General features: G+C 68.1%; 19 protein-coding genes and 1 pseudogene. 11 read left to right on the forward strand and 9 right to left on the reverse strand.

What is annotated here, in order from left to right; all coding sequences use genetic code 11:
• Positions 1-15: 15 nt before the first annotated feature.
• From dinB to AC3QL2_RS15440, 6 genes and pseudogenes are all read right to left on the reverse strand, one after another.
• Positions 16-1,176, reverse strand: a complete 1,161-nt coding sequence (gene dinB, locus AC3QL2_RS15415; RefSeq protein WP_493231321.1) for a DNA polymerase IV — start codon at positions 1,174-1,176, stop codon at positions 16-18.
• 133 nt (positions 1,177-1,309) lie between these two features.
• Positions 1,310-2,719: an esterase-like activity of phytase family protein gene (locus AC3QL2_RS15420; RefSeq protein WP_493231322.1), complete on the reverse strand. Its 1,410-nt coding sequence runs from the start codon at positions 2,717-2,719 to the stop codon at positions 1,310-1,312.
• Between the two features lie 118 nt (positions 2,720-2,837).
• Positions 2,838-4,652, reverse strand: a complete 1,815-nt coding sequence (locus AC3QL2_RS15425) for an ABCB family ABC transporter ATP-binding protein/permease (protein ID WP_493231324.1) — start codon at positions 4,650-4,652, stop codon at positions 2,838-2,840.
• A gap of 127 nt (positions 4,653-4,779) precedes the next feature.
• The gene (locus AC3QL2_RS15430; protein WP_493231326.1) at positions 4,780-5,406 is read right to left on the reverse strand and encodes a LysE family translocator; all 627 of its coding nucleotides are present in this window, start codon (positions 5,404-5,406) and stop codon (positions 4,780-4,782) included.
• 67 nt (positions 5,407-5,473) lie between these two features.
• Complete coding sequence (locus AC3QL2_RS15435; protein ID WP_493231620.1) at positions 5,474-5,989, reverse strand: CZB domain-containing protein; 516 nt, start codon at positions 5,987-5,989, stop codon at positions 5,474-5,476.
• A pseudogene (locus AC3QL2_RS15440) lies at positions 5,969-6,607 on the reverse strand (methyl-accepting chemotaxis protein); the annotation flags it as partial. The gene AC3QL2_RS15435 and the pseudogene AC3QL2_RS15440, both read right to left, overlap by 21 nt.
• A 432-nt stretch (positions 6,608-7,039) precedes the next feature.
• Here AC3QL2_RS15440 and AC3QL2_RS15445 point away from each other — a divergent pair.
• Genes AC3QL2_RS15445 through AC3QL2_RS15455 form a run of 3 tightly spaced genes read left to right on the forward strand, consistent with a single transcriptional unit; the run spans position 7,040 to position 9,819 of the window.
• Positions 7,040-8,641, forward strand: coding sequence for a SagB/ThcOx family dehydrogenase (locus AC3QL2_RS15445; protein WP_493231327.1), 1,602 nt, complete (start codon positions 7,040-7,042; stop codon positions 8,639-8,641).
• On the forward strand, positions 8,638-9,480 hold the full coding sequence (locus tag AC3QL2_RS15450) for an ankyrin repeat domain-containing protein (protein WP_493231328.1): 843 nt from the start codon (positions 8,638-8,640) through the stop codon (positions 9,478-9,480). The genes AC3QL2_RS15445 and AC3QL2_RS15450 overlap by 4 nt, the downstream gene beginning before the upstream one ends.
• A 21-nt stretch (positions 9,481-9,501) precedes the next feature.
• Complete coding sequence (locus AC3QL2_RS15455; RefSeq protein WP_493231329.1) at positions 9,502-9,819, forward strand: hypothetical protein; 318 nt, start codon at positions 9,502-9,504, stop codon at positions 9,817-9,819.
• Positions 9,820-9,897: 78 nt separating this feature from the next.
• On the opposite strand, the gene AC3QL2_RS15460 is transcribed toward AC3QL2_RS15455, so the two are convergent.
• The gene (locus tag AC3QL2_RS15460; protein ID WP_493231330.1) at positions 9,898-12,372 is read right to left on the reverse strand and encodes a sensor domain-containing protein; all 2,475 of its coding nucleotides are present in this window, start codon (positions 12,370-12,372) and stop codon (positions 9,898-9,900) included.
• Positions 12,373-12,901: 529 nt separating this feature from the next.
• Here AC3QL2_RS15460 and AC3QL2_RS15465 point away from each other — a divergent pair.
• The gene (locus AC3QL2_RS15465) at positions 12,902-14,536 is read left to right on the forward strand and encodes a methyl-accepting chemotaxis protein (RefSeq protein WP_493231331.1); all 1,635 of its coding nucleotides are present in this window, start codon (positions 12,902-12,904) and stop codon (positions 14,534-14,536) included.
• 22 nt (positions 14,537-14,558) lie between these two features.
• Here AC3QL2_RS15465 and apaG read toward each other — a convergent pair whose 3' ends face one another.
• Positions 14,559-14,945, reverse strand: a complete 387-nt coding sequence (gene apaG / locus AC3QL2_RS15470) for a Co2+/Mg2+ efflux protein ApaG (RefSeq protein ID WP_493231332.1) — start codon at positions 14,943-14,945, stop codon at positions 14,559-14,561.
• A gap of 160 nt (positions 14,946-15,105) precedes the next feature.
• Between apaG and rpe the strand changes: the two genes are divergently transcribed.
• Positions 15,106-15,798: a ribulose-phosphate 3-epimerase gene (rpe, locus tag AC3QL2_RS15475; RefSeq protein ID WP_493231333.1), complete on the forward strand. Its 693-nt coding sequence runs from the start codon at positions 15,106-15,108 to the stop codon at positions 15,796-15,798.
• Between the two features lie 7 nt (positions 15,799-15,805).
• On the opposite strand, the gene AC3QL2_RS15480 is transcribed toward rpe, so the two are convergent.
• Positions 15,806-16,750, reverse strand: coding sequence for a GlxA family transcriptional regulator (locus tag AC3QL2_RS15480; protein WP_493231334.1), 945 nt, complete (start codon positions 16,748-16,750; stop codon positions 15,806-15,808).
• 85 nt (positions 16,751-16,835) lie between these two features.
• Here AC3QL2_RS15480 and AC3QL2_RS15485 point away from each other — a divergent pair, with 85 nt between their 5' ends.
• The 6 genes from AC3QL2_RS15485 to trpC all read left to right on the forward strand — a co-directional run bounded on the left by AC3QL2_RS15485 (position 16,836) and on the right by trpC (position 23,035).
• Positions 16,836-18,002, forward strand: coding sequence for an MFS transporter (locus AC3QL2_RS15485; RefSeq protein WP_493231336.1), 1,167 nt, complete (start codon positions 16,836-16,838; stop codon positions 18,000-18,002).
• Positions 18,003-18,073: 71 nt separating this feature from the next.
• A complete protein-coding gene (locus AC3QL2_RS15490; RefSeq protein WP_493231337.1) occupies positions 18,074-18,760 on the forward strand; it encodes a phosphoglycolate phosphatase in 687 nt (228 codons plus the stop codon).
• A gap of 193 nt (positions 18,761-18,953) precedes the next feature.
• On the forward strand, positions 18,954-20,426 hold the full coding sequence (gene trpE, locus AC3QL2_RS15495; protein WP_493231338.1) for an anthranilate synthase component I: 1,473 nt from the start codon (positions 18,954-18,956) through the stop codon (positions 20,424-20,426).
• A gap of 124 nt (positions 20,427-20,550) precedes the next feature.
• Positions 20,551-21,123, forward strand: coding sequence for an aminodeoxychorismate/anthranilate synthase component II (locus tag AC3QL2_RS15500; protein WP_493231340.1), 573 nt, complete (start codon positions 20,551-20,553; stop codon positions 21,121-21,123).
• Between the two features lie 12 nt (positions 21,124-21,135).
• Complete coding sequence (gene trpD / locus AC3QL2_RS15505) at positions 21,136-22,164, forward strand: anthranilate phosphoribosyltransferase (RefSeq protein ID WP_493231342.1); 1,029 nt, start codon at positions 21,136-21,138, stop codon at positions 22,162-22,164.
• Positions 22,165-22,246: 82 nt separating this feature from the next.
• On the forward strand, positions 22,247-23,035 hold the full coding sequence (gene trpC / locus AC3QL2_RS15510) for an indole-3-glycerol phosphate synthase TrpC (RefSeq protein ID WP_493231344.1): 789 nt from the start codon (positions 22,247-22,249) through the stop codon (positions 23,033-23,035).
• Position 23,036 lies beyond the last annotated feature (1 nt).

The raw sequence follows: 23,036 nt of genomic DNA on the forward strand, positions 1-23,036 counted from the left end.
GGTTCAGGCGAATTCTCACGCGAAGAGTTCAGCCTGGACGGGTGTCGGGGGTTCGTGTTCGGGGATGGCGTCGCGCCTCATCAGGTTGCCGACGCGTACGCCGAGCAGGCGGATGCGCCGCTCCAGCGGCACGCGCTTCAGGCATTCGCCGGCGGCGCGGCGGATCGCGGCGGCTTCGCCGATCGGGGCCGGCAGGGTCAGGTCGCGGGTGACCGTGTGGAAATTGTCGAAGCGCAGCTTGAGGCCGATGGTCTTGCCGACATAGCCCTTGCGCACCAGGTCGGTGGCGAGCTGTTCGCACAGGCGGGTGAAGCGCTGCGACAGTTCGTTGCGGTCCTGGCGGGGGTGAAGGTCGCGCTCGAAGGTGGTCTCGCGGGAGAGGCTTTTGGGCTCGCTGTGGGTGACCACCGGGCGCTCGTCCTGCCCGTGGGCGGCCCGGTGCAGCCACTGGCCGTAGCGCTCGCCGAACTGTTCCTGCAGCCACAGGGGATCGGCAGCAGCCAGCTCGCCGATGCTGTGGATGCCCAGCGCGTCCAGCCGTTCCGCAGCCTTCGGCCCGATGCCGTTGATACGCTTGGCGGGCAGCGGCCAGATGCGGGCCGGGATGTCGTCGGCGGCCACCACGGTGATGCCGGCCGGCTTTTCCAGGTCGGAGCATAGTTTGGCGAGCAGCTTGTTGGGGGCGACGCCGAGGGAGCAGGACAGGCCGGTGGCGTCGCGCACGGTTTGCTGCAGGCGCAGCGCGATGACACGGGCGCCTTCACGGCTGCCATCCGGGTTGAGGGCGGTGAGGTCCAGATAGATCTCGTCGATGCCCCGGTCTTCGAGGTCCGGGGCGATCTCCCGCACCGCGGCCTTGAAGAGGCGCGAGTAGTGGCGGTAGGTGTCGAAGTCGGCGGGCAGCAGCAGTGCCTCCGGAGCCATTTGGGCGGCCTTCATCAGGCCCATGCCGGAATGCACGCCGAGGGCCCGCGCCTCGTAGGTGGCGGTGGTGATCACGCCGCGGCCGACGTAGTCGCGCAGGCGCGGGAACAGGGCCGGGTCCTCGACCGCCGCCGCGCGGCGTCCGCCCACCACGGCCGGCAGGCCGCGCAGCTGCGGGTAGCGCAACAGCTCCACCGACGCGTAGAACGCGTCCATGTCCAGGTGGGCGATGCTGCGAGGAAGCGGGGGCATGGGTCCGGTTGAAGCCGCAAGGGGCTTCATTGTGCATCAAGGGGCGGCTTTCGGAGGTGCGCCGACCGGGCAAGTCCCACAGGCATCGACGGGACCGGGCCCCACGGGAGCCCGGTCCGTGGAGGCGCGGTGCTTACTTCTTGCGGCGCAGCATCAGGCCGCCGAGGCCCAGGGCCGCCAGCGCCAGGCTGGCCGGCTCGGGGATGCGCTGGGCCTGGAAGCCGGCGAGCCGGTCGCCGGTGATGCCGAACACGAAGAACTGGTTGGGGTTGGCGGTGGGCACGCCGTTCACGCCGACGGTATCCAGGAAGTCGTTGTCGTTGGTGACGATCAGGGTGTGCTCCAGCACGCCGTCCACCAGTACGTCGGGGCCGAAGGCGAGGCCTTCGAGCTTGGCCGGGATCGTGCGGTCGGTGTAGCCGTTGGCCTTCAGCAGGGCCACGATGTCGGCGAACAGGCTCTTGCTGACGGCCTTGGCGGCCAGCGCGCTTTCGCCGGTGACGTTGCTGACGTCCTGGGCGGTGTTCAGGTCCACCTGGTAGAGCTTCTTGAACACGGCCTTGGAGTCGTCGCCGAGGCCCTTGCCGTCCCGTTCGTCGATCAGGAACTCGTGGTCGTTGATGGCCACGATCTCGCTGATGCCGGTGTACTTGGGCTTGGCGGCGGTGCCGATGTTCTCGAGTTGGTAGGCGTACTCGTGGGTGACCTTGCCGGTGGCCAGATCCACGGTGACGATGCGCACCACGCCGGCGTTGGTGCCGCCGTCCTGGATCAGCGGGCTCTGCATGATGCCGACCAGAGTCTTGCCGTCGGGCGTGATGGCCAGGCCCTCCATGCCCTTGTTGGCCACGCGGCCGCTGGTGTTGCCGGCGATCTCGGTGTCGCCGACGGCGGACAGGTTGGACACCGCGAATTTCTCCGGCAGCGTGATCACGCCGGTGCGCTCGCCGGTGGCGCGGTCGAAGCGGTAGATGTAGGGGCCGTATTCGTCGGAGATGTAGACGCTCTTGCCGCCGGCGGCGACGCGGATGCCTTCCGGATCGAAGCGGGCGTTGGCGCTGTTGGTGGACAGGCCGGTGGCGAAGGCGTCGGAGCGGCCGGTGAAGTAGTTCTGGCCGTTGCTGCCGGTCAGCACCGGGGCGCTGCCGTAGTTGAGGGCGGTGGTGCTGGAAAGTAGCGTGGTGGCACTGAGGGTGGGGCTCAGCGTGGTCACGCTGCCGGCGCTGAAGGTGGCGGAGGACAGGCCCAGGTTGAGGGTTTGGAAGCGCGAGATCCAACTGGTGGTGTTGTCCACCGCAGCGTTCCAGTTGACGGCGTTGGGGCCGCGGTCCGGCGCCAGCAGGAAGGTGTCGCCGCCGGCCCAGGCGACGGCGGAGCCGAGGCCGCCGAGGAGGTTGGCGGCCGCGCCGTTTTCGAGGGTGCCGGTGAGGCCGGACAGGTCGGAGCCGGACAGGCTGCCGTGGCCGATCAGGGCGATGCCGGCGTGGGCGGAGGTGGCGACGACGGCCGGGACGAGCAGGGCGAGCAGACGGGGAGCGAACATCGGGAAAACTCCTTGCAGGTTGGGTAGCGGAATCGATTAACGCTACGCGCCGTGCATTTCGCCGAAGTTACGCCTCCGTCCGTTTGCAAAGGTTTGCAATGTGCCCTGTGCCACCCCGTCAGGCGGCCTCCTCTTCCGTGGCCCGCTCCTCCAGTTGCAGCGCCCACATCTGCGCGTAAGCGCCGGCGCGGGCGAGCAGTTCGGCGTGGCTGCCGCGCTCGATGATGCGGCCCTGGTCGAGGACCAGGATCTCGTCGGCGTTCATCACCGTGGACAGGCGGTGGGCGATGACCAGCGTGGTGCGGCCGCGGGCGGCGGCGTCGAGCTGGGCCTGGATGGCCTTCTCGGTCTTCGAGTCGAGGGCCGAGGTGGCTTCATCGAAGATCAGGATGTCCGGGTTCTTCAGCAACGTGCGGGCGATGGCGACGCGCTGCTTCTCGCCGCCGGACAGCTTGAGGCCGCGTTCGCCGACGCGGGTCTGCCAGCCGTCCGGCAGGCGGGCGATGAAGTCCTCCAACTGGGCGGCGCGGGCGGCGGCTTCCACTTCCTCGCGGCTGGCGTCGGGGCGGCCGTACTGGATGTTGTAGAGCAGTGTGTCGTTGAACAGCACGGTGTCCTGCGGAACGATGCCGATGGCGGCGCGCAGGCTGTCCTGGGTGAGGCTGCGGATGTCCTGGCCGTTGATGCGCACCGCGCCGCCCTGCACGTCGTAGAAGCGGAACAGCAGGCGCGCCAGCGTGGACTTGCCGGAGCCGGAGTGGCCGACCACCGCCACCGTCTGGCCGGCGGGGATGGTGAAATCGACGTCGTGGAGGATCGGGCGGTTCGGGTCGTAGGCGAAGTTGACGCCGTCGAAGCCGACGCTGGCCGCGCCACGGGCGAGCGCGTGGGCGTCGGGGCCGTCGGCCACTTCCCGGTGGGTGGCGAGCAGGTCGAACATGCGCTCGATGTCGGTGAGGGCCTGGCGGATCTCCCGGTACAGCACGCCGAGGAAGTTGAGCGGGATGTAGAGCTGGATCAGGAAGGCATTGACCAGCACCAGGTCGCCGAGGGTCATGCGCCCGGAGGCCACGCCGTCGGCGGCGCGCCACATCATCGCGGTGACGCCGACGGCGATGATCGCCGCCTGGCCCATGTTGAGGAGGGACAGGGACTTCTGGTTCTTGATCTGGGCAGCCGTCCACTTCTTCAGCTCGGTGTTGTAGCGGCGGGTTTCGAAGGCCTCGTTGTTGAAGTACTTCACCGTTTCGAAGTTGATCAGGCTGTCGATGGCCCGCGCATTGGCGGCCGAATCCAGCTCATTGGCCTGGCGGCGCAGCGCGGTACGCCAGTTGGTGACCTTGAAGGTGAAGGTGATGTAGAGCGTCAACGTGACGACGGTGATCAGCGCGAAGCTGGGTTCGTACTTCACCAGCAGGATGCCCAGCACCAGGCCGATCTCCACGAAGGTCGGCAGGATGGAGTACAGCGTGTAGCTGATCAGCGAGCCGATGGAGCGGGTGCCGCGCTCGATGTCGCGGGTCAGGCCGCCGGTCTGGCGCTCCAGGTGGAAGCGCAGGGACAGCGCGTGCAGGTGGCCGAAGACCTGTAGCGAGATCTCGCGCACCGCCTCCTGGGTGACCCGCGCGAAGACGATCTCGCGCAGCTCGGTGAACAGCGAGGTGGAGAAGCGTAGCGCCCCGTAGGCCACCAGCAGCGCCGCCGGTACCACGATGAAGGCCTGGGAGCGGGAGATGTCGAGGCCGTCCACCAGCTGCTTGAAGATCAGCGGCACGGTGACGTTGGCGAACTTGGCGGAGATCAGGCAGCCGAGGGCGAACAGCATCCGCCACTTGTAGGCCCACAGGTAGGGCAGCAGTTTCCTGATGGTCTGCCAGTCGTGGCGTTCGCCGGAGGCGGGCAGGGGGGCGGGGCCGGAGGGGGAGCGTCGCATTTTTTGTGTATGTAGGGGCGGCTGGATTCGCCCCGGAAACGTGGTTGGACGAAGTCGATTGTAGGGGCGAGTTCATCCCCGGGGGGAGTTCATTCGCCCCGAGGGTGCTGGCCGGGTGGAGGGCGGATCAGCTGTCGCTGGCGATCAGGCGGGCAGCGAGCCCGATGAACAGCACGCCGCACAGGCGGTCGAGCCAGGGGCCGAGCCGCGGGCGGCGGGCCAGCAGGCGGCCGATGGCGCCGGCGGCCAGCGCCAGTGCGCTGAACACGACGGCGGTCTGGATCGTGAACAACAGGCCGAGGGCGAGCATCTGCAGGCTCGGATTGCCGTGGGCCGCATCGGTGAACTGCGGCAGGAAGGCCAGGAAGAACAGGCCGACCTTGGGGTTCAGCGCATTGGCGACGAAGCCGCGGCGCAGGTCGCGCTGCCAGGGCTGGGCCGGCAGGCCGTTCGCCGGGGAAAGGCGCCCGCCACCGCGCAGGGCCTGGATGCCGAGCCACAGCAGCCAGGCTCCGCCGGCCAGCTTGACGGCTAGGAGCAGGCCGGGGGACGCGCGCACCACCGCCGCGATGCCAAGGGCCGCCCACGCGGTGTGCGTCATGCAGCCCGATGCGCAGCCGAGGCCGAAGGCCAGGCCGGCACGCCGGCCGCGGGCCAGGCTCTGGCCGATGACCATCAGGTTGTCGGGGCCGGGGGCGAGGGTGATCAGCACGGAGATGCCGAGAAAGGCGAGGAGGGTGTCGAGGCTGGGCATGGCGCCGGATTCTCGGCGTCGCGGGCGGGGGCGTCAATGCGCGATGCCCCCGCCCTTGTGTCAGGTGTCAGTGCCGGTGGCTACCGTCTTCCTGGCACAGGATGGATGGATCGTTCAGCGCCGCTTCGCCCATTTTCTGCAAATTGTTGAGCACGCGCATGGACGCTTGTTCCATCACATCGAGATGGCGCAGCACCGTGCGCATGTCGCCGTTGGCGTGGGCCGTCAGTACCTCCACGCCGGCCCGATGCACCTCGATGTGGGGCGGCTCGACGTCCCTGTAACCCGGCAACTGGCTGAAGCAGGCATGGCCTTCGCCTTCGTAGTACCACTTGCCGAGGCGGCACGCCGTGTGGGTGGCGAGTTCGGACGCCTTGAGGTCGAGGAGGCCGAAAATGGCTAGATAAATGCGGAACTTGAAGACGATATGGTCGATCTTGGCGACCTCGACGAAGCTCTTCATGGCGCTGCCGGCGATGACTCCCTCCATGTTGGCGGACAGCCCCATCAGCAGACGCATGTCCTCGGTGGCTTTCTGGCCGCGTTCGCTGAAACGGCTGGAGGTCTCGGCGAGGCGCTGCATGCTGTCGCGGGCTTGGGTCGAATCGTCGTGGATGCGCGCCACCAGCGTCGAGATGTCGGCGGTGGCGCTGGAGGTGCGTTCGGCCAGCTTGCGGACTTCGTCGGCAACGACGGCGAAGCCGCGGCCGGCCTCGCCGGCGCGGGCCGCTTCGATGGCGGCGTTGAGGGCCAGCAGATTGGTCTGGTCTGCTACGCCGCGGATCAGATTGACGATCGCTCCGATCTCGTCGGCACGTTGGGCAAGGGTGTCCACCTCTGCCGCGGATTTCTCCGACTCCGCGGCCAGGCGTTGAAGGCTCTCGGCGATCTCGGTGGTGGCTTGGCCGCTGGTCCTGGACACATGGGAGGCCTCGACGGCCTTGTCCTTCTCGTCACGGAGCAAACCAGCCATTTCAGCCAGGCTGCCCTGGGCTCCGCTCAGTGAGGAGCCGAACTCTGCCATGCGCTGTACGACGCCGAGCAGGTTTTCGCACTGGATGCGCTTCTGGTCTTCCGCGCGGCGCAGGGCATCGATGTCCTGCCGCAGCGCCTCGGTTTCACCCTGCAGTCTTGCTTCCCGTTCCCTGGCGCTGAGGAGTTGGGCCTGGAGCTGTTCGTATTCCGTTCTGCTGATCCACATGATGTTGCCTGATTGTGCTGGAGGGGGGGCGTAATCACCGAACGGCGAGTTTTCGTGCCTCTGTATGAGGTCTCGTCTTGTAGCGATCGGTGCAGAAGCATCGCATTGTCCGGCAGTTAATTCGGTTGCGTTTTGTCGGAAATCAATGAATTTAATGGCTTTGATATATTCGTTTTTTTGCGATGCCTAATGGCCTTGTTGTCACGTGACATTGAGGGCTGGATGGCATGGGTGGGCGCGCACTGTGTATCCGAGGCGCTGCTGTCACGAAACCGACAAAATGCGGCCTCTTGTCGGACGCGCCGGCCGCACGGGGACGGGATGGGGACGGCAAGCGGCCACCGGAGCCGCGCGCCTCCTGTCTGTAGCGCGGAAGGGGCTGCGGGCACCGATCTTGCTGAAACGGGGGCAAACCCGTTTTGTGTCTGGATCATGCCCGAGACCCTCGCCGCTCCGCCCGATGTCGTGCCCGCCCCTCCGTCTGCGTCGGCGGTGGTGCAGGCCTACCATCAGCGGACCAAGCACCGCTTCGAAGCCTATGCCGCCGGCCCCGGCACGCTGGACTGGGATGCCCAGCCGGCGGCCTTCCGCCATTACGAGGGCGTGCCCCCGATCGAGCTGCCGCTGGCCCGCGCCGAACATCTGACGGCGGCGCCGGTCACGCCGGCCATCCCCGACCTGGCCAGCATCGGCGCGCTGCTGCACCTGTCCTTCGGCCTGACCGCCTGGAAGACCCTCGGGCCGGACCGCTGGGCGGTGCGCGCCAATCCGTCGAGCGGCAACCTGCACCCGGTCGAGGCCTACGTGCTGGTGGCCGGCATTCCGGCGCTGGCCGACGGGCTCTACCACTACCGGCCGGAGATCCACGCGCTGGAACTGCGAGCCGTGCATCTGCAGCCGCTGGCGGCCGGCCCGGTGCTGGCGGTCGGCCTGTCCTGCGTGATGTGGCGGGAAGCCTGGAAGTACGGCGAGCGGGCCTTCCGCTACTGCCAGCTGGATACCGGCCACGCCCAGGCCTGCCTCGATTACGCAGCGGCGCTGCTGGGTTGGCGGATGGTCGAACAGTCCCAGGTCGGCAGCCACGCGCTGGCGGCCCTGCTGGGGCTGGACCGCGCGGCCGAGTTCCCTGGCCGGCGCGCCGAGGTCAGCCAGGAGGAGGCGGAACTGCTGCTGGCGGTGGACTTTGCCGGCGGCGCCACCTGGCTGGACCCCGTCGCGCTGCACGAGGCCGGCGGGGCGGCCCGCTGGCAGGGCGTGGCCAGCCTGATCGACCGCTTCCCGATGTTCCGCTGGCCGGTCATCGCCGAGGTGGCGGCGGCGACGCGGCGGGCCGACAACAGCGGCGCGGCGCCCAACCCGCAGCGCATCCCGCGGGTGCAGCCGGCGTCCTTGATCCTGCGGCGGCGCAGCGCCCAGCGCTTCGACCCGGCCCACGTGATGGGGCGGTCCGATTTCGAGCGCCTGCTGGAAGCCCTGCGCCCGGCGGCGGGGGCACGCATCGGCCTGCTGATGTTCATCCACCGGGTCGAGGGCCTGGCGCCCGGTGTTTACTTTCTGCCGCGTGGCCCCGTCGATGGCGGCATGGCCGAGCGCCTGCAGGCCCGCTACAAGCTGCTGCCGGTGGACGGCCTGTCCGCCGCCGACACGCTGTTCAGCCTGGCCCCGGCGGACCCGCTGGAGCTGCGCCGGGTGGCCCGCAGCCTGCACTGCCACCAGGACATCGCGTCGAACGCGAACATCGCCTTCGGCATGCTGGCGCCCTTCGCCGAGCTGGTCGATGCCGATCCGCCGGCCTACCGCGACTTGTACCGGGAGGCCGGCGCCCTCGGCCAGGTGCTCTACCTGGAAGCCGAGGCGCTGGGCCTGCGAGGTACCGGCATCGGCTGCTTCTTCGACGATCCGGTGCACAGCGTGGCCGGTCTCGACGACGGCGCTTTCCAGACTCTCTACCACTTCACCATCGGCCTGTCGGTCATCGACGGCCGCGTCGAAACCACGCCCCCTTATCCGGGGCGCAAGGATGCCCTGCGATGAGTTCCACGACCACTTCCAGTTCTTCCCAGACCACGACCAGCGGCTTCGTCCGCATCGACGCGGATACCGCCGCCGACCTGATCCACAGCCGCGGCAGCGCCAGCTTGCCGGCCCTGGCCGTCTACGACGTGCGCGACCGGGCGACCTTCGAGCGGCGCCATATCGACGGCGCCGAGCACCTCACCGAAGCTCTGCTCGGCGGCACGATCCGCCGTCTGCCGAAGAGCACGCCGGTGCTGATCTACTGCTACCACGGCAACGCCAGCCAGGTGTATGCCGAGATGTTCTCCGACTTCCGCTTCGCCGAGGTGTACAGCGTGGATGGCGGTTTCGAGCCCCTCAACGCGGCGCTGGCGCAGCGCACCGGCGGCCTCGCCTCGGTGGCCCTGCCGGCGGCGGCCAGCGATGTGCTGCGGGCTTTCGTGGCCGAGTTCGGGTTCGATCCGAGCGATCTGGATGCGCCCCGCGCCCAGGGCCTCACGCCGCTGATGCGCGCGGCCTATGCCGGCTCAGCCGAATTGGTGGAAGAGCTGTTGGCGGCCGGTGTCAGTCCGGCCCGCCGCAACGGCGACGGCAACACGGCGCTGTGGCTGGCCTGCGTGTCGCGGGACAAGCCGACGCTGGCGCGCCTCATCGCCGCCGGCGCCGACGTGGACAACGTTAATGAAACCGGCGCCACCTGCCTGATGTACGCGGCCTCCAGCGGTCGCGACGAAGTGGTCGAAGTCCTGCTGGCCGCCGGTGCCGACCCCTACATCCGCAACTTCGACGACGCGCGCGCGGTGGACCTGGCGTCCACGCTGGCCTGCCTGAAGCTGTTGCGCCACACCGCCAACTGAACAACGCCCAGGAGAACCGCGATGAACAAGTACCGCTCGATTGCCTATCTGATGGAACAGGTGGAAGGCCCGTTGTCCCGCGCCGGCGTGGTGCTCAGCGAGGCGTGGCGCAGCAACGAGGAGGCGGTCGGCTTCTTCAGCCACGCCGACGTGGGGCTGGCCGCCTACGTGTACGCCTACGGTCAGCGGCCCGGCCGCTACGGCATCAACCTGGATTTCCCCGAGCCGGATGGTGCGCCCTTGCTGCCGGTGCCGACCAGCGCCGAGGATCTGCCGCTGGCGGCGATCGTGCAGATGCTGCTGGAGCACTTCGAAGTGCCGGTGACGGCGCTGGCCTGATCCGCGCCGTTTGCGGCGTCATTCGCCGCGCCGTTCCATGGGCGTCGCCTCTGGGCGGCGCCCATGGCGTTTACAGGCTCAGGGCGTGGTCCACAGGTCCACGGTGCCCAGGCCGGTCATCGGCGCGCGCTGCTGCAGGAAGGCCTCGGCCCTGTCGGCCGGCAGCGGTTCGCTGATCAGGTAGCCCTGGATCTTCTCGCAGCCGATGCTGAGCAGGAACTTGAGCTGGGCCTCCGTCTCGACGCCTTCGGCGATCACCTCCAGCCCCATCTTGTGGGCCAGCAGCACCGTCACGTCGCAGATGTCCGCGTCGCTGGGGTCGGTCTCGATGTCCTTCACGAAGGATCGGTCGATCTTCAGCGTGCGGATCGGGAACAGCTTGAGGTAGGCCAGCGATGAATAGCCAGTGCCGAAGTCGTCGATGGACAGGGTCAGGCCGCTCTCGGTCAGCGCCTTCATGACCTCGATGGTCTCGTCGGGGGAGGCCATCGACACCGACTCGGTGACTTCCAGGTCGAGCAGCTCGGCCGGCAGGCCGTGGTGTTCCAGCAGGTCGTGGATGCGCCGCGGCAGGGTCTTGTCGAGAAACTGCCCGGTGCTCAGGTTGATCGACATGCGGAGCGTGCCGAGGCCCTTGTTGCGCCAGTCGCGCAGTTGGCGACAGGCTTCCTGCAGCACCCAGTCGCCGAGGGCGTCGATGATGCCGGCCTCCTCGGCCACCGGGATGAACTCGGACGGCGGGACCAGGCCGCGGGTCGGGTGTTGCCAACGCACCAGCGCTTCCACGCCGACGATGTGGCCGCTGCGCAGGTCCACTTGTGGCTGGTAGTACAGCACGAACTGCTCCCGTTCGAGGCCGATGCGCAGTTCCGATTCGAGGGCCAGGCGCTGGGCCGTGGCGGCGTTCATGCCTTCGGTGAAGAACTGGTAGTTGCCGCGTCCCTTGGCCTTGGCGTAGTACATCGCCACGTCGGCGTCCTTCAGCAGGTCGCCGATCTCCAGCGCGTCGTCCGGGTACATGCAGATGCCGATGCTCGGCGAGGTGCGCTGTTCCTGGCCATTGATCAGGTAGGGCGCGGAGATGGCGGCGACGATCTTGTCGGCCACGTAGGCGGCGTCGGCCGGGGTGTCCACGTCAGGCAGCACGACGACGAATTCGTCGCCGCCCAGGCGGGCTACGATGTCGCTCTTGCGCACCGTGTTGCTGAGGCGGTTGGCGACCTGGATCAGCAACTCGTCGCCGACATGGTGGCCAAGGGTGTCGTTGATGGCCTTGAAGCGATCCAGGTCGATCAGCATCAGCGCCATCTGCATGTCGTTGCGGCGGCAGAAGCCGATCGCCTGCTCCAGCTTCTCGTTGAGGCTGAAGCGGTTGGGCAGGTTGGTCAGCGTGTCGTGGTGGGCCAGGTGGCGGATGCGCTCTTCGGAGGCCTTCAGCTCCGAGATGTCGATGAAGTTGCCGATGTAGTTCTGCACCTGCCCGTTCTCGTCGCGGACCAGCGAGATCGACAGCCACTTGGGGTAGGGTTCGCCGTTCTTGCGGCGGTCCCACAGTTCGCCCTGCCAGGCGCCGCTGTCGTTCAGGCTGTCCCACATCTCCTTGTAGATTTCCGGCGGCGTGTTGCCGGCGGACAGCACGCGCGGGTTCTTGCCGACGACTTCTTCCTGCGGGTAGCCGGTGAGTTTGGTGAAGGCCTGGTTGGTGGCGACGATGCGGTTCTGCGCATCGGTGACGATGATCGCCTCGTTGCTGTTGGAGAACACCGTGGCCAGCAGGCGCAGGTGTTCCTCGGTGCTCTTGCGCTCGGTGATGTCCTGGACGGTACCTTCGTAGCAGATGAACTCACCCTGCGGCCCGCGCACCGTGTGGGCGTTCTCGGAAATCCAGATGATCGAGCCGTCGCGCCGGCGCACCAGGGATTCGAAATTGATGACTTCGCCGTGGCTCTCCATCCGCTGGCGGAAGGCATCGCGGCGGCTGGGGTCTACATAGAGCCGGCTCTCGATGTCGGACAGGTCGGCCATCAGTTGCTGGGGCGTCGCGTAGCCGTACAGCCGGGCCAGTGCCGGGTTGGCGGCCAGGTAGCAGCCGTCGCGGGTGGTCTGGAAGATGCCCTCCGATGCGTACTCGAAGATGTGGCGGTAGCGCAGCTCGGTGCGCTCCAGCGCCTCCAGCGTGGCGCGTCGCGGGGTCACGTCCTCGATGTAGCCCTCGATGACGCTCTTGCCCTGTTCGTCGGGCACCGTGATGCCCCGTTCCAGCACCCACTTGGTGTGGCCGCTGGCGGTGGTGATGCGGTACTGCACCGCGAAGCGCTGGCCGTTGCGGGCGGCGCTGCGGATCTGCGCGCGGACGCGGGCCCGGTCATCCGGGTGGGTGATCTCTTCCCAGGAGATGCAGGCGTTGTCGACGATCTCCGCCGGGGCGTAGCCGCACAGCTCGGCGCTGCCCTGGCTGACGAAGACCATCGTCCAGTAGGCGTCGTCCATGCAGCGATAGACCATGCCCTCGAGGTTGTTCACCAGCGTGTCGAGGATGCGGGTCCTGTCCACGGCTCGGGGCGTGATGAGGCTGGTTCGACGGGGGCGTCCGAGTTGTGCTTGCACGGTGATGGCCTGCGAAGAGCTGCAATAGAGGATGGGTACTCTTCAGCAAACACCATGCCCGCCGGGAGGCCGCGTCCTGCGTTGGGAATCTCCACAAAATGCACTGCGATGGTGCGGAAACAGCGTTTGGTGCACTGCAGTAAGGCTCAAATAGTGTCGAAAAAGTCAGTTTGTCGACAAAGTCACTGAGCGAATTTTAATTTTTTCATTTTTGATGAGTGAGTTTGTTCATATCCCCGCGCAAAACCGGGCGGTGCCGCCGGACAGGCTTGACGGGGCTTGTCCGGCGCACTTCGGGAACGTGTTTTTCCGCCGTTCCCCGTGTCGACTGCCCACGCCTGCACGCCATTGGCCGCTTGCCGCAGCGGATGCTTGGCACAGGAACTGCATTTGATCCCCCAGGACCAGTTCCCGTGCTGTCTCCGCGCCAGATCTGGTGCAAGCCGGGCAAACCCATGAAATACGGTGATCCAAAATGCGCACGAACCTTCCCGTCACGAACGTTGAAACACTGCTTCCCGAGGGCGAGTTCATCTATTCACGTACCGACCTTCAGGGCAGCATCGTCGAGGCCAACGAGGCCTTCGCCAATATCAGCGGCTACCGCCGCGAGGCCATGCTCGGCCAGCCCCACAACATGGTGCGCCACCCAGACATGCCGAAGGAGGCTTTCGCCGACATGTGGCGCGATCTCAAGGCCGGCCTGCCGTGGCGTGGCCTGGTGAAGAACCGGCGCAGCGACGGCGGCTACTACTGGGTGGTGGCGAATGCCTCGCCGGTACGTGAGCACGGCCGGGTGGTCGGTTTCCAGTCGGTGCGTTCGCGCCCGTCCCGTGAGGACGTGCGGGCGGCGGAAGACGCCTACCGGCGCGTCCGCGAGGGCGACCGCTCGATCCGTATCGAGCATGGCCGGGTGGTGGCAGCGCATCGTTCGCCGTGGGCGGTGTTCGCCTCGGCGCCCGTCCAGCTTGTGGGGGCGGGCAGCTTGCTGCTGGTGCTGGCGGCCGGCGCGGTGGCGCAGAGCTTCGTCAGCTTGCCATTCCTGCGCGAATTGATGCTCGGCGCGGGTGGCCTGGGCCTGCTGTGGGGGCTGTTCTTCATGCTGGGCTTCGTGCCTGGTCTGGCGCGGGATGCGGCGGCGCTGCACGGCTACCTGGGCCGCCTGCTGTCCACCGGCGATCTGCGCCAGCGCTTCGAGCTGTCCCGCTGCGACGTGCTCGGCGAGATTGCCCGCGATGCGGACCGTTTCGTGTCATCGGTGCAGGCTACCGTGCAGGGCATGGGTGACACGGCCCGCCAGGTTGCGGTGGTGTCGGGCGAGGTGGCGTCCGGCGTCAGCAACGTGAACGAGGCGGCGCGGGTACAGAGCGACGCGACCTCGTCGGCGGCGGCCGGCATTCAGCAAATCACCGTGGCGATCGGCGAGGTGGCCGAGCACGCTGGCGCCACCCGCGGCGCCGCGCAGACCGCCAGCGAGGTGTCGGAGCGCGGCGGCCAGGTGTCGGCCAAGGCCTGCGACATGATCATGATCCTTGCCGATACGGTGCGCGATGCTGCCGGGCAGGTGGAGCTGCTCGGCCAGCAGTCGGTGGAGATCTCGCGCATCACCGGCGTGATCCGTGAGATCGCCGATCAGACCAACCTGCTGGCCCTCAACGCCGCCATCGAGGCGGCGCGTGCTGGCGAGCAGGGCCGCGGCTTCGCGGTGGTGGCTGACGAGGTGCGCAAACTGGCCGAGCGTACCGGCAAGGCGACCCAGGAGATCAGCGCGATGGTGGCCGGCATCCAGAGCGAGACACAGAAGGCGGTGGACGGCATGCGCGACGGCGCCGGCCAGGTGCGCGACGGGGTGTTGCTGGTGCAGGGGGCGCAGAGCGCGTTGCAGGAGATCAACGCCCAGATGGAGCGCACCCTTGGCATGGTGAACGACATCACCCATTCGTCGGCCGAGCAGCGCAGCGCGATGACGTTGATGGCCCAGAGCATCGAGCGGGTGGCGTCGATGACCGACCAGAACGTGGCGGTGGTGAGCCAGACCCAGAGCGCGGTGGCGAGCCTGGATCAGTCGGTGGACCGCATGAGCAAGGCGATCGGCCAGTTCGTCGTGTGAGCGGTGGCCGGCCGCGCGGCCCTCAATGCAGGGTGCGCGGCATGGCCAACGTGAATTCGGGGATTTCCGCTTCGAAGGGCGTGCCGTCCTCGGCGACCATCTGGTAGCTGCCCTTCATCGTGCCGACCGGCGTGGCGATGGTGCAGCCGCTGGTGTATTCGAAGGACTGGCCGGGCTGCAGCACCGGCTGCTGGCCGATCACGCCGGCGCCCTGGACTTCCTGTACCGTGCCTTCGGCGTCGGCGATGATCCAGTGGCGGCTGACCAACTGGGCGGTGATGCGGCCGACGTTACGGATGGTGATGTGGTAGGCGAACACGTAGCGGTCCGCTTCCAGGTCCGACTGCTCGTCGATGAAACGGGATACTGCAGTGACCTCGATAGTTTCCTGGTCGATGGCGCTTGTCATTTTTGTGGACGCTCGGATTGGGGATCCCTTATTGGAACTGAATTGCCCGGCAGCTGCAACCGCCGCGCTCGGGTGCGGGCACACCTCCGGCCCGCGTTGGCGGAGCTGGAGCGGGGCGGGTAAACTGGCGCCCCTCCGCGTCTCCCCGCCAGGATCAACCATGACCTACCGCATCGCTCCCAGCCTGCTGTCCGCCGATTTCGCCAAGCTCGGCGAAGAGGTGGGCAACGTGATCGCCTCCGGCGCCGACTGGATCCACTTCGACGTGATGGACAACCATTACGTGCCCAACCTGACCATCGGCCCGCTGGTCTGCGAGGCGATCCGCCCCCACACCACGGCGCCCATCGATGTGCACCTGATGGTCAAGCCGGTGGACCGCATCGTGCCGGACTTCGCCAAGGCTGGCGCCAACGTGATCACCTTCCACCCGGAAGCCTCCGAGCACATTGATCGTACGCTCGGCCTGATCCGCGACAGCGGCTGCCAGGCCGGCCTGGTGTTCAACCCGGCGACACCCCTCAACTGGATGGACTACGTGATGGACAAGCTCGACGTGGTGCTGCTGATGAGCGTAAACCCCGGCTTCGGCGGCCAGTCCTTCATCCCCGGCACCCTCGACAAGCTCCGCGAGGCGCGCGCCAAGATCGACGCCTACGCCGAGCGCAGCGGCCGCAAGATCCTGCTCGAGATCGATGGTGGCGTGAAGGTCGGCAACATCGCCGAGATCGCCCGTGCGGGCGCCGACACCTTCGTGGCCGGCTCGGCCGTCTTCGGGGCCGGCAAGGACAGTGACCCGCAGCGCTACAACTCGGTGATCGGCGATCTGCGCAGCGCGCTGGCCAGCGTCTGATCTACTGCTACGCGGCGGCCGTGCGCCGCCGGGCCGACGGCGGTACGCCGTGAATCCGCAGGAAGGCGCGGCGCAGGCGCTCCGCGTCGCCAAAGCCGCAACTGCGCGCCACCGCCTGCACCGATGCGCTGGCGCTCTCCAGCGCCGCAGCGGCGGCTTCCACCCTTAGACGCTCGACCGCCCGGGCCGGCGTCACTCCCATCTCCGCCTTGAAGCGCCGTGCGAAGTGGCGGGGGCTCATGCACGCCCGTGCGGCGAGTTCATCCACGTCCAGGCGCGCCTGCAGGTTGTGCCGCACGTAATCCAGCAAGTCCGTGAAAGTGCCGCCGGCCACCTGCATGCCGGCGATCTCCGAGAACTGCGATTGCCCGCCGGGACGCCGGTAATACACCACCAGCTGTCGCGCCACCTGGCGCGCGACGGCGTCGCCGAGGTCATCGGCGATCAGCGCGAGGCTCAGGTCGATACCGGCGGTGATGCCCGCCGAGGTCCAGAACTTGCCGTCGCGGATGTAGATGCGGTCCGCGTCCAGGCTGACCAACGGAAAGCGCTTGGCGAAGGCCGGTGAGCGCCGCCAGTGGGTAGTGGCGCGGCGGCCGTCCAGCAGGCCGGCGGAAGCCAGCAGCCAGGCTCCCGAGCACACGCTTGCAGCCCGCCGGGCGGCCGCGCAGGCGGCGCCGACGAAGGCGAGGGCGGCGGCATCGGCCGAGGCTGCATCCACGCCGTCGCCACCCGCCACCAGCAGGGTATCGATGGCGTCGCTGGCGTTGGCCACGCGGGTCAGCAGCTGGATGCCGCCGGAACTCGTCACCGGGCCGCCGGCCAGGGACAGTGCTTCCAGCCGGTAGCTGCCCGGCACCACGCCGTTGGCGGCTTCGAAGGCGCTCAGCGGGCCGGCCGCGTCGAGCAGCTGGAAGCCGGGATAGACGAGCAGGGCGATGGTACGCGTCATGGCAGAAAAGGTGGCTTATTGGTCATTTCTGCCATCACTCTAGCCTGCGACGATGGGGCTGTCCAAATTTTCGGAGTCCCATCCCATGAACCGCAATGTCCTCCTGCTGGCCCTGTGCCAGGCCCTGACGATGACTGTCATCGGCTTCGTGCTGGCCGCGTCGGTGTCGATCAGCCACAACTTGTCGGTGGCGGCCGGCCTGGCGACCGTGCCGCTGGCCGCCCAATACTTGGCGACGCTGCTCGCGCTCCAGGTTGCCGCCCGCCTGCTGGCGCGCTTCGGCCGGCAGACGATCTTCGTGGCCGGCGCCCTATGCGGCGCGGCCGGCCTGGGCCTGGCCGCGCTGGCCGTCGAGCTGGGTCATTTCCCGCTGTTCGTGCTGGCTGGCATCGGCATCGGCGTGCAGGGGGCGACGGGCCAGTACTACCGGTTCGCCGCGCTGGAGGCCGTGCCCGCCGCCGAGCGTGGGCTGGCGGTATCGCTGACCCTCAGCGGCGGGGTGCTGGCGGCCTTCCTCGGTCCCTTCCTGGCCCGCGGGACGCGTCATCTGCTCGACACCCCGTTCCTGGCCAGCTTCCTGATCCTCGCCGGGCTGTCGTTGCTGGCGGCGGTGCTGGCCGGCCAGCTGCGCCTGCCCGCACCGGCTGCGCGCGTCGCCGGCCCATCCCGCCCCATCGCGGCGATCCTGCGCGAAGGGCGCTTGCGTCTGGCGCTGGCGGCAGGGGCGGTGGGCTATGGGGTTATGAACCTGCTGATGACCGCCACGCCGCTGGCCATGTTGTGTGCGCGGCTGGATTTCGACGCCACCGCGGAGGTGATCCAGTGGCACCTGCTGGCGATGTTCGCGCCGTCCTTCGTCACCGGTCACTTGATCCGCCGCTGGGGCAGCCTGCCGGTGATGCTGGCCGGCTGCGTCGCGCTGCTGCTGGCGGTCGGGGTTGCGTTGGGCGGCGATGCGCTGGGCCACTTCCAGCTGGCCCTGGTGGGCGTCGGGCTGGGTTGGAACTTCCTCTACGTGGGCGCCACGACGCGCCTCGCCGAATGCTGGCAGGAGGCCGACCGGGCGCGCCTGCAGGCCCTCAACGACAGCCTGGTGTTCCTCGCCGTGTGCGTGGCCACCTTCGCCGCCGGGCCGCTGGTGGACGGGCTGGGCTGGGCGCGGGTCAATGCGCTGGCGGCGCTGCCCGTGCTGATGGTCGCGGCGGCGCTGCTGCACGCCTGGCGCCGGCCGGTGCTGGCGCCGTCGGCCTGATCTCCCGTATCCTGCGCGTCCGGAGGCGGCAGGCGCCGCCTCCGTTCCTGTACCGCCTGATGAGTTCCGCCATGCCCGCTGCCCTTGCCCCCGCTTCCCGTGCCGTTCGTGCCGTGCTGTTCGACCTGGACGGCACGCTGCTCGATTCCATCCCCGACCTGTCGGAAGCCTGCCGGCGCATGATGCTGGAGCTCGGCCGCCCGCCCCACGACATCGAGGTGATCCGCACTTTCGTCGGCAAGGGCATGCTCAACCTGGTGCGGCGCTGCCTGGAAGAGAGCGGTTCGGCCGGCGAAGCGGAGATCGACGCGGCGGTGGCCGCCTTCCGCCGCCACTACGCCGACGTGAACGGCGAATGCACGCTGATCTACGACGGCGTCGTGCCCGCGCTGGAAGCCCTGCGCGAGCGTGGCGTGGCGATGGCCTGCGTGACCAACAAGCCGGCCGCCTTCACCGGGCCGCTGCTCGAACGGATGGGCATCGCCGGCTTCTTCGGCGCCACTGTCAGCGGCGATACACTGGCCGACAAGAAGCCCCACCCGGCGCCGCTGCTGCACGCCTGCGCGCTGCTCGGCGCGGCGGCGGACGAAGCGCTGATGATCGGTGACTCGGCCAACGACGCCGAAGCCGCCCGCGCCGCCGGCATGCCGGTGCTGCTCGTCACCTATGGCTACAGCGAGGGTGTGGCGGTGGACAGCATCGAATGCGACGGGCTACTATCGAGCCTCACCGATGCGCTGCCGCGCATCCTGGGCTGACATCAACGGATCCCATCCATCATCGTGACCCGCAAGCGCGTGTTCTTCGTAGAGGAGTTCCCTGCCGTTCGTATCCCCCGCTCTGGCGGATGCGGCGGCCGGTCATGGCTGCTCGCCTGAGCTGCCCAGAACTGTCGCGGGCCTGCCCCGTGATACCCTCGCGAAAAAAGCACCACGCCCTTCCGGAGTCTCCATGACCGAAGCCGAATTCCGCGCCCTGGCCGCCCAGGGTTTCAACCGCATCCCGGTTACCGTCGAAACCTTCGCGGATCTCGACACCCCCCTTTCCGTCTATCTCAAGCTGGCCAACGCGCCCAACACCTACCTGCTCGAATCGGTGCAGGGCGGCGAGCGTTTCGGCCGCTATTCCATCATCGGCCTGTCCGCCCCGACGCGTATCGAGGTGCATGGCCGCTCGGTGCTGCTGCTGACCAACGACCGAGTCGTCGAACGCCGCGACGGCGGCGATCCGCTCGAGTACATCGCCGAGTTCATGGAGCGCATCAAGGTGCCGCCGCGCGCGCGCCTGCCGCGCTTCGCCGGTGGCCTGGTAGGCTGCTTCGGCTACGACACGGTGCGCTACATCGAGCCGCGCCTGGCCAAGACCGAAAAGAAGGACGTGCTCGGCACGCCGGACATCCTGCTGCTGCTGTCCGAGGAAATCGCCATCGTCGACAACCTGTCCGGCAAGCTGACCCTGGTGGTGTATGCCGAGCCGGGCGTGCCGAACGCCTACGGCCGCGCTCAGAAGCGCCTGAAGGAGCTGGTCGGCAAGCTGCGCGAGCCGGTGTCGGTGCCGACGGAAGTCCGCGCTGAGCCGTCCGAGCCGGTGTCGAGCTTCGGCGAGGAGGCCTTCAAGGCCGCCGTGCAGAAGGGCAAGGACTACATCGTCGAGGGCGACATCATGCAGGTGGTGCTCAGCCAGCGCATGAGCAAGCCCTTTGGCGCCAGCCCGCTTGCCCTGTACCGGGCGATCCGCAGCCTCAACCCGTCGCCCTACATGTTCTATTTCAACTTCGAGGACTTCCAGGTGGTCGGCGCGTCGCCGGAGATCCTGGTTCGCCTCGAGGACAAGGACGTCACCGTGCGCCCGATCGCCGGCACCCGCAAGCGCGGCGCGACCCACGACGAGGACCAGGCGCTGGAGCAGGAGCTGCTGGCCGACGAGAAGGAGCGCGCCGAGCACCTGCAGCTCCTCGACCTTGGCCGCAACGACTGTGGCCGCGTCGCCAAGACCGGCTCGGTGCGCGTCACCGAGCAGTTCACGGTGGAACGGTACTCCCACGTGATGCACATCGTCTCCAATGTGGAAGGCAAGCTGAAGGACGGCCTCAATCCGCTGGCCGTGCTGCGCGCCACCTTCCCGGCCGGCACCGTGTCGGGTGCGCCCAAGCTGCGCGCGATGGAGATCATCGACGAGCTGGAGCCGACCAAGCGCGGCATCTACGCCGGCTCCGTCGGCTACATCGGCTTCCACGGCGACATGGACCTGGCCATCGCGATTCGTACCGCGGTGCTGAAGGACGGGCAGATCCACGTGCAGGCGGGTGCCGGCATCGTTGCTGACTCCGACCCCCAGGCCGAATGGGTGGAAACCCAGACCAAGGCGCGCGCCATGCTGCGCGCCGCCGAGATCGCCGAAGCCGGACTCGATACGGCCCTGTAAGCACCGAGAACGCCGTGGCCCGGCTGGCCCTGCGCGTCGCCCCGCGATGCCCGGCCGCCCCGGCCCGACACCCCTCAAAGGCCCCCGCTCCGGCGGGGCGCCGCTCCGGAAAGGATGCGCAGCCATGCTGCTGATGATCGACAACTACGACAGCTTCACCTATAACCTCGTGCAGTATTTCGGCGAACTGGGCGCCGACGTGCAGGTGTATCGCAACGACGAGATCACCCTCGACCAGATCGCCCAGCTCAAGCCTGCCCAGCTCGTCGTCTCCCCGGGCCCGTGTTCGCCGGCGGAGGCGGGCATCTCGGTAGCGGCGATCAAGGAATTCGCCGGCAAGATCCCGCTGCTCGGCGTGTGCCTCGGCCACCAGAGCATCGGCGCGGCCTTCGGCGGCAAGATCATCCACGCCAAGAAGCTGATGCACGGCAAGGTTTCGCCGGTCCATCACCTGGACAAGGGCGTCTTCAAGGGCCTGCCCAATCCGCTGACCTGCACCCGCTACCACTCCCTGGCCATCGAGCGCGAAAGCCTGCCCGACTGCCTGGAAGTCACCGCGTGGACCGAGGACGGCGAGATCATGGGTGTGCGCCACAAGACGCTGTTCGTCGAGGGCGTGCAGTTCCACCCGGAATCCATCCTCACCGAGCGCGGCCACGATCTGCTGCGCAACTTCCTCGAACAATCCCAAGCCTGACCGGAGCTGGCCATGACGTTTTCCGCCCAGGAAGCCCTGCAACGCACCATCGACCATCGCGAGATCTTCTACGACGAGATGCTGTCGCTGATGCGCCAGATCATGGCCGGCGAGATCTCGCCGGTGATGACCGCCGCCATCCTCACCGGCCTGCGGGTCAAGAAGGAGACCATCGGCGAAATCTCCGCCGCGGCGACGGTGATGCGCGAGCTGGCGACCAAGGTCACGGTGCCCTACGACCGCCACTTCCTCGACGTGGTCGGCACCGGTGGCGACGGCTCCCACACCTTCAATATCTCCACAGCCACCATCTTCGTGGCGGCCGCCGGTGGCGCCAAGATCGCCAAGCACGGTGGGCGCAGCGTCTCCAGCAAGTCGGGCAGCGCCGACGTACTGGAGGCCCTGGGCGTCAATCTCAACCTCAACGCTCAGCAGGTGGCCGAGTGCGTGCAGGAGACCGGCATCGGCTTCATGTTCGCCCCCAACCACCACAGCGCAATGAAGAACGTGGCGCCGGTGCGCCGCGAGATGGGCGTGCGCACGCTGTTCAACATCCTCGGCCCGCTGACCAACCCGGCCGGCGCGCCGAACACCCTGCTCGGCGTGTTCCACCCCGACCTGGTCGGCATCTGCGTGCGCGTGATGCAGCGCCTCGGCGCCGAGCACGTGCTGGTGGTGTATGGCCGCGACGGCATGGACGAGGTCTCCCTCGGCGCGGCGACGATGGTTGGCGAGCTGAAGGACGGCGAGATTCGCGAGTACGAGATCCATCCGGAAGACTACGGTCTGCTGATGAAGTCCAGCCGCAGCCTCAAGGTCAGCACCGCCGACGAATCGAAGGAGATGCTGCTCGGCGTGCTCGACAACCACCCCGGCCCGGCCCGCGAGATCGTCGTGTTCAACGCCGGTACCGCGCTCTACACGGCCAACGTGGTTGGCTCCATCGGCGAGGGCATCGCCCGTGCCCGCGAGGTGCTGGTTTCCGGCGAGGCCCGCGCCAAGCTGGAAGCCTTCGTCGCCTGCACCAGGAAATTCGCCTGAACCCGTCGGGGCGGATCTGTTCGCCCGCGGAGGTAGATCAACGCATCGAGGGCGAATGAAGTCGCCCTTACAGGAAGCCAGAATGTCCGACATCCTCAACAAGATCCTCGCCGTCAAGCGCGAGGAAGTGGCCGCCGCCCGCGCCGCCGTCTCCGATGCGGCCGTGCGCGAGCAGGTCGCCGCCCAGCCCGCCGCCCGCGACTTCGTCGGCGCGATCCGCGCCAAGATCGCCGCCGGCCGGGCCGCGGTGATTTCCGAGATCAAGAAGGCCAGCCCATCGAAGGGCGTGATCCGCGCCGACTTCCGCCCGGCCGAGATCGCCGCCAGCTACGAGAAGGCCGGCGCCGCCTGCCTGTCGGTGCTGACCGACCGCCAGTTCTTCCAGGGCGCCCCCGAATACCTGCAGGCCGCCCGCGCCGCCTGCAGCCTGCCGGCGCTGCGCAAGGACTTCCTGGTCGATCCCTACCAGGTGTATGAAGCCCGCGCGATGGGCGCCGACGCGATCCTGCTGATCGCCGCCGCCCTCAGCCTGGCCGAGATGCAGGAGATGGAAGCCATCGCCGAAAGCCTCGGCCTCGGCGTGCTGGTCGAAGTGCACAACGGCGCCGAGCTGGACCTCGCGCTGCAACTGCGCACGCCGCTGATGGGCGTCAACAACCGCAACCTGCGCACCTTCGAGGTCAGCCTGCAGACCACCCTCGACCTGCTGCCGCGCATCCCGGCGGAGCGCATCGTCGTCACCGAGTCGGGCATCCTGCAGCCGGCCGAAGTGGCGTTGATGCGGGCCAACAAGGTCAATGCCTTCCTGGTCGGCGAAGCCTTCATGCGCGTCGACGATCCGGGCGCCGGCCTGGCCAGCCTGTTCGGCTGAT

This window comes from Zoogloea sp. GW822-FHT05C07, from assembly GCF_058800215.1.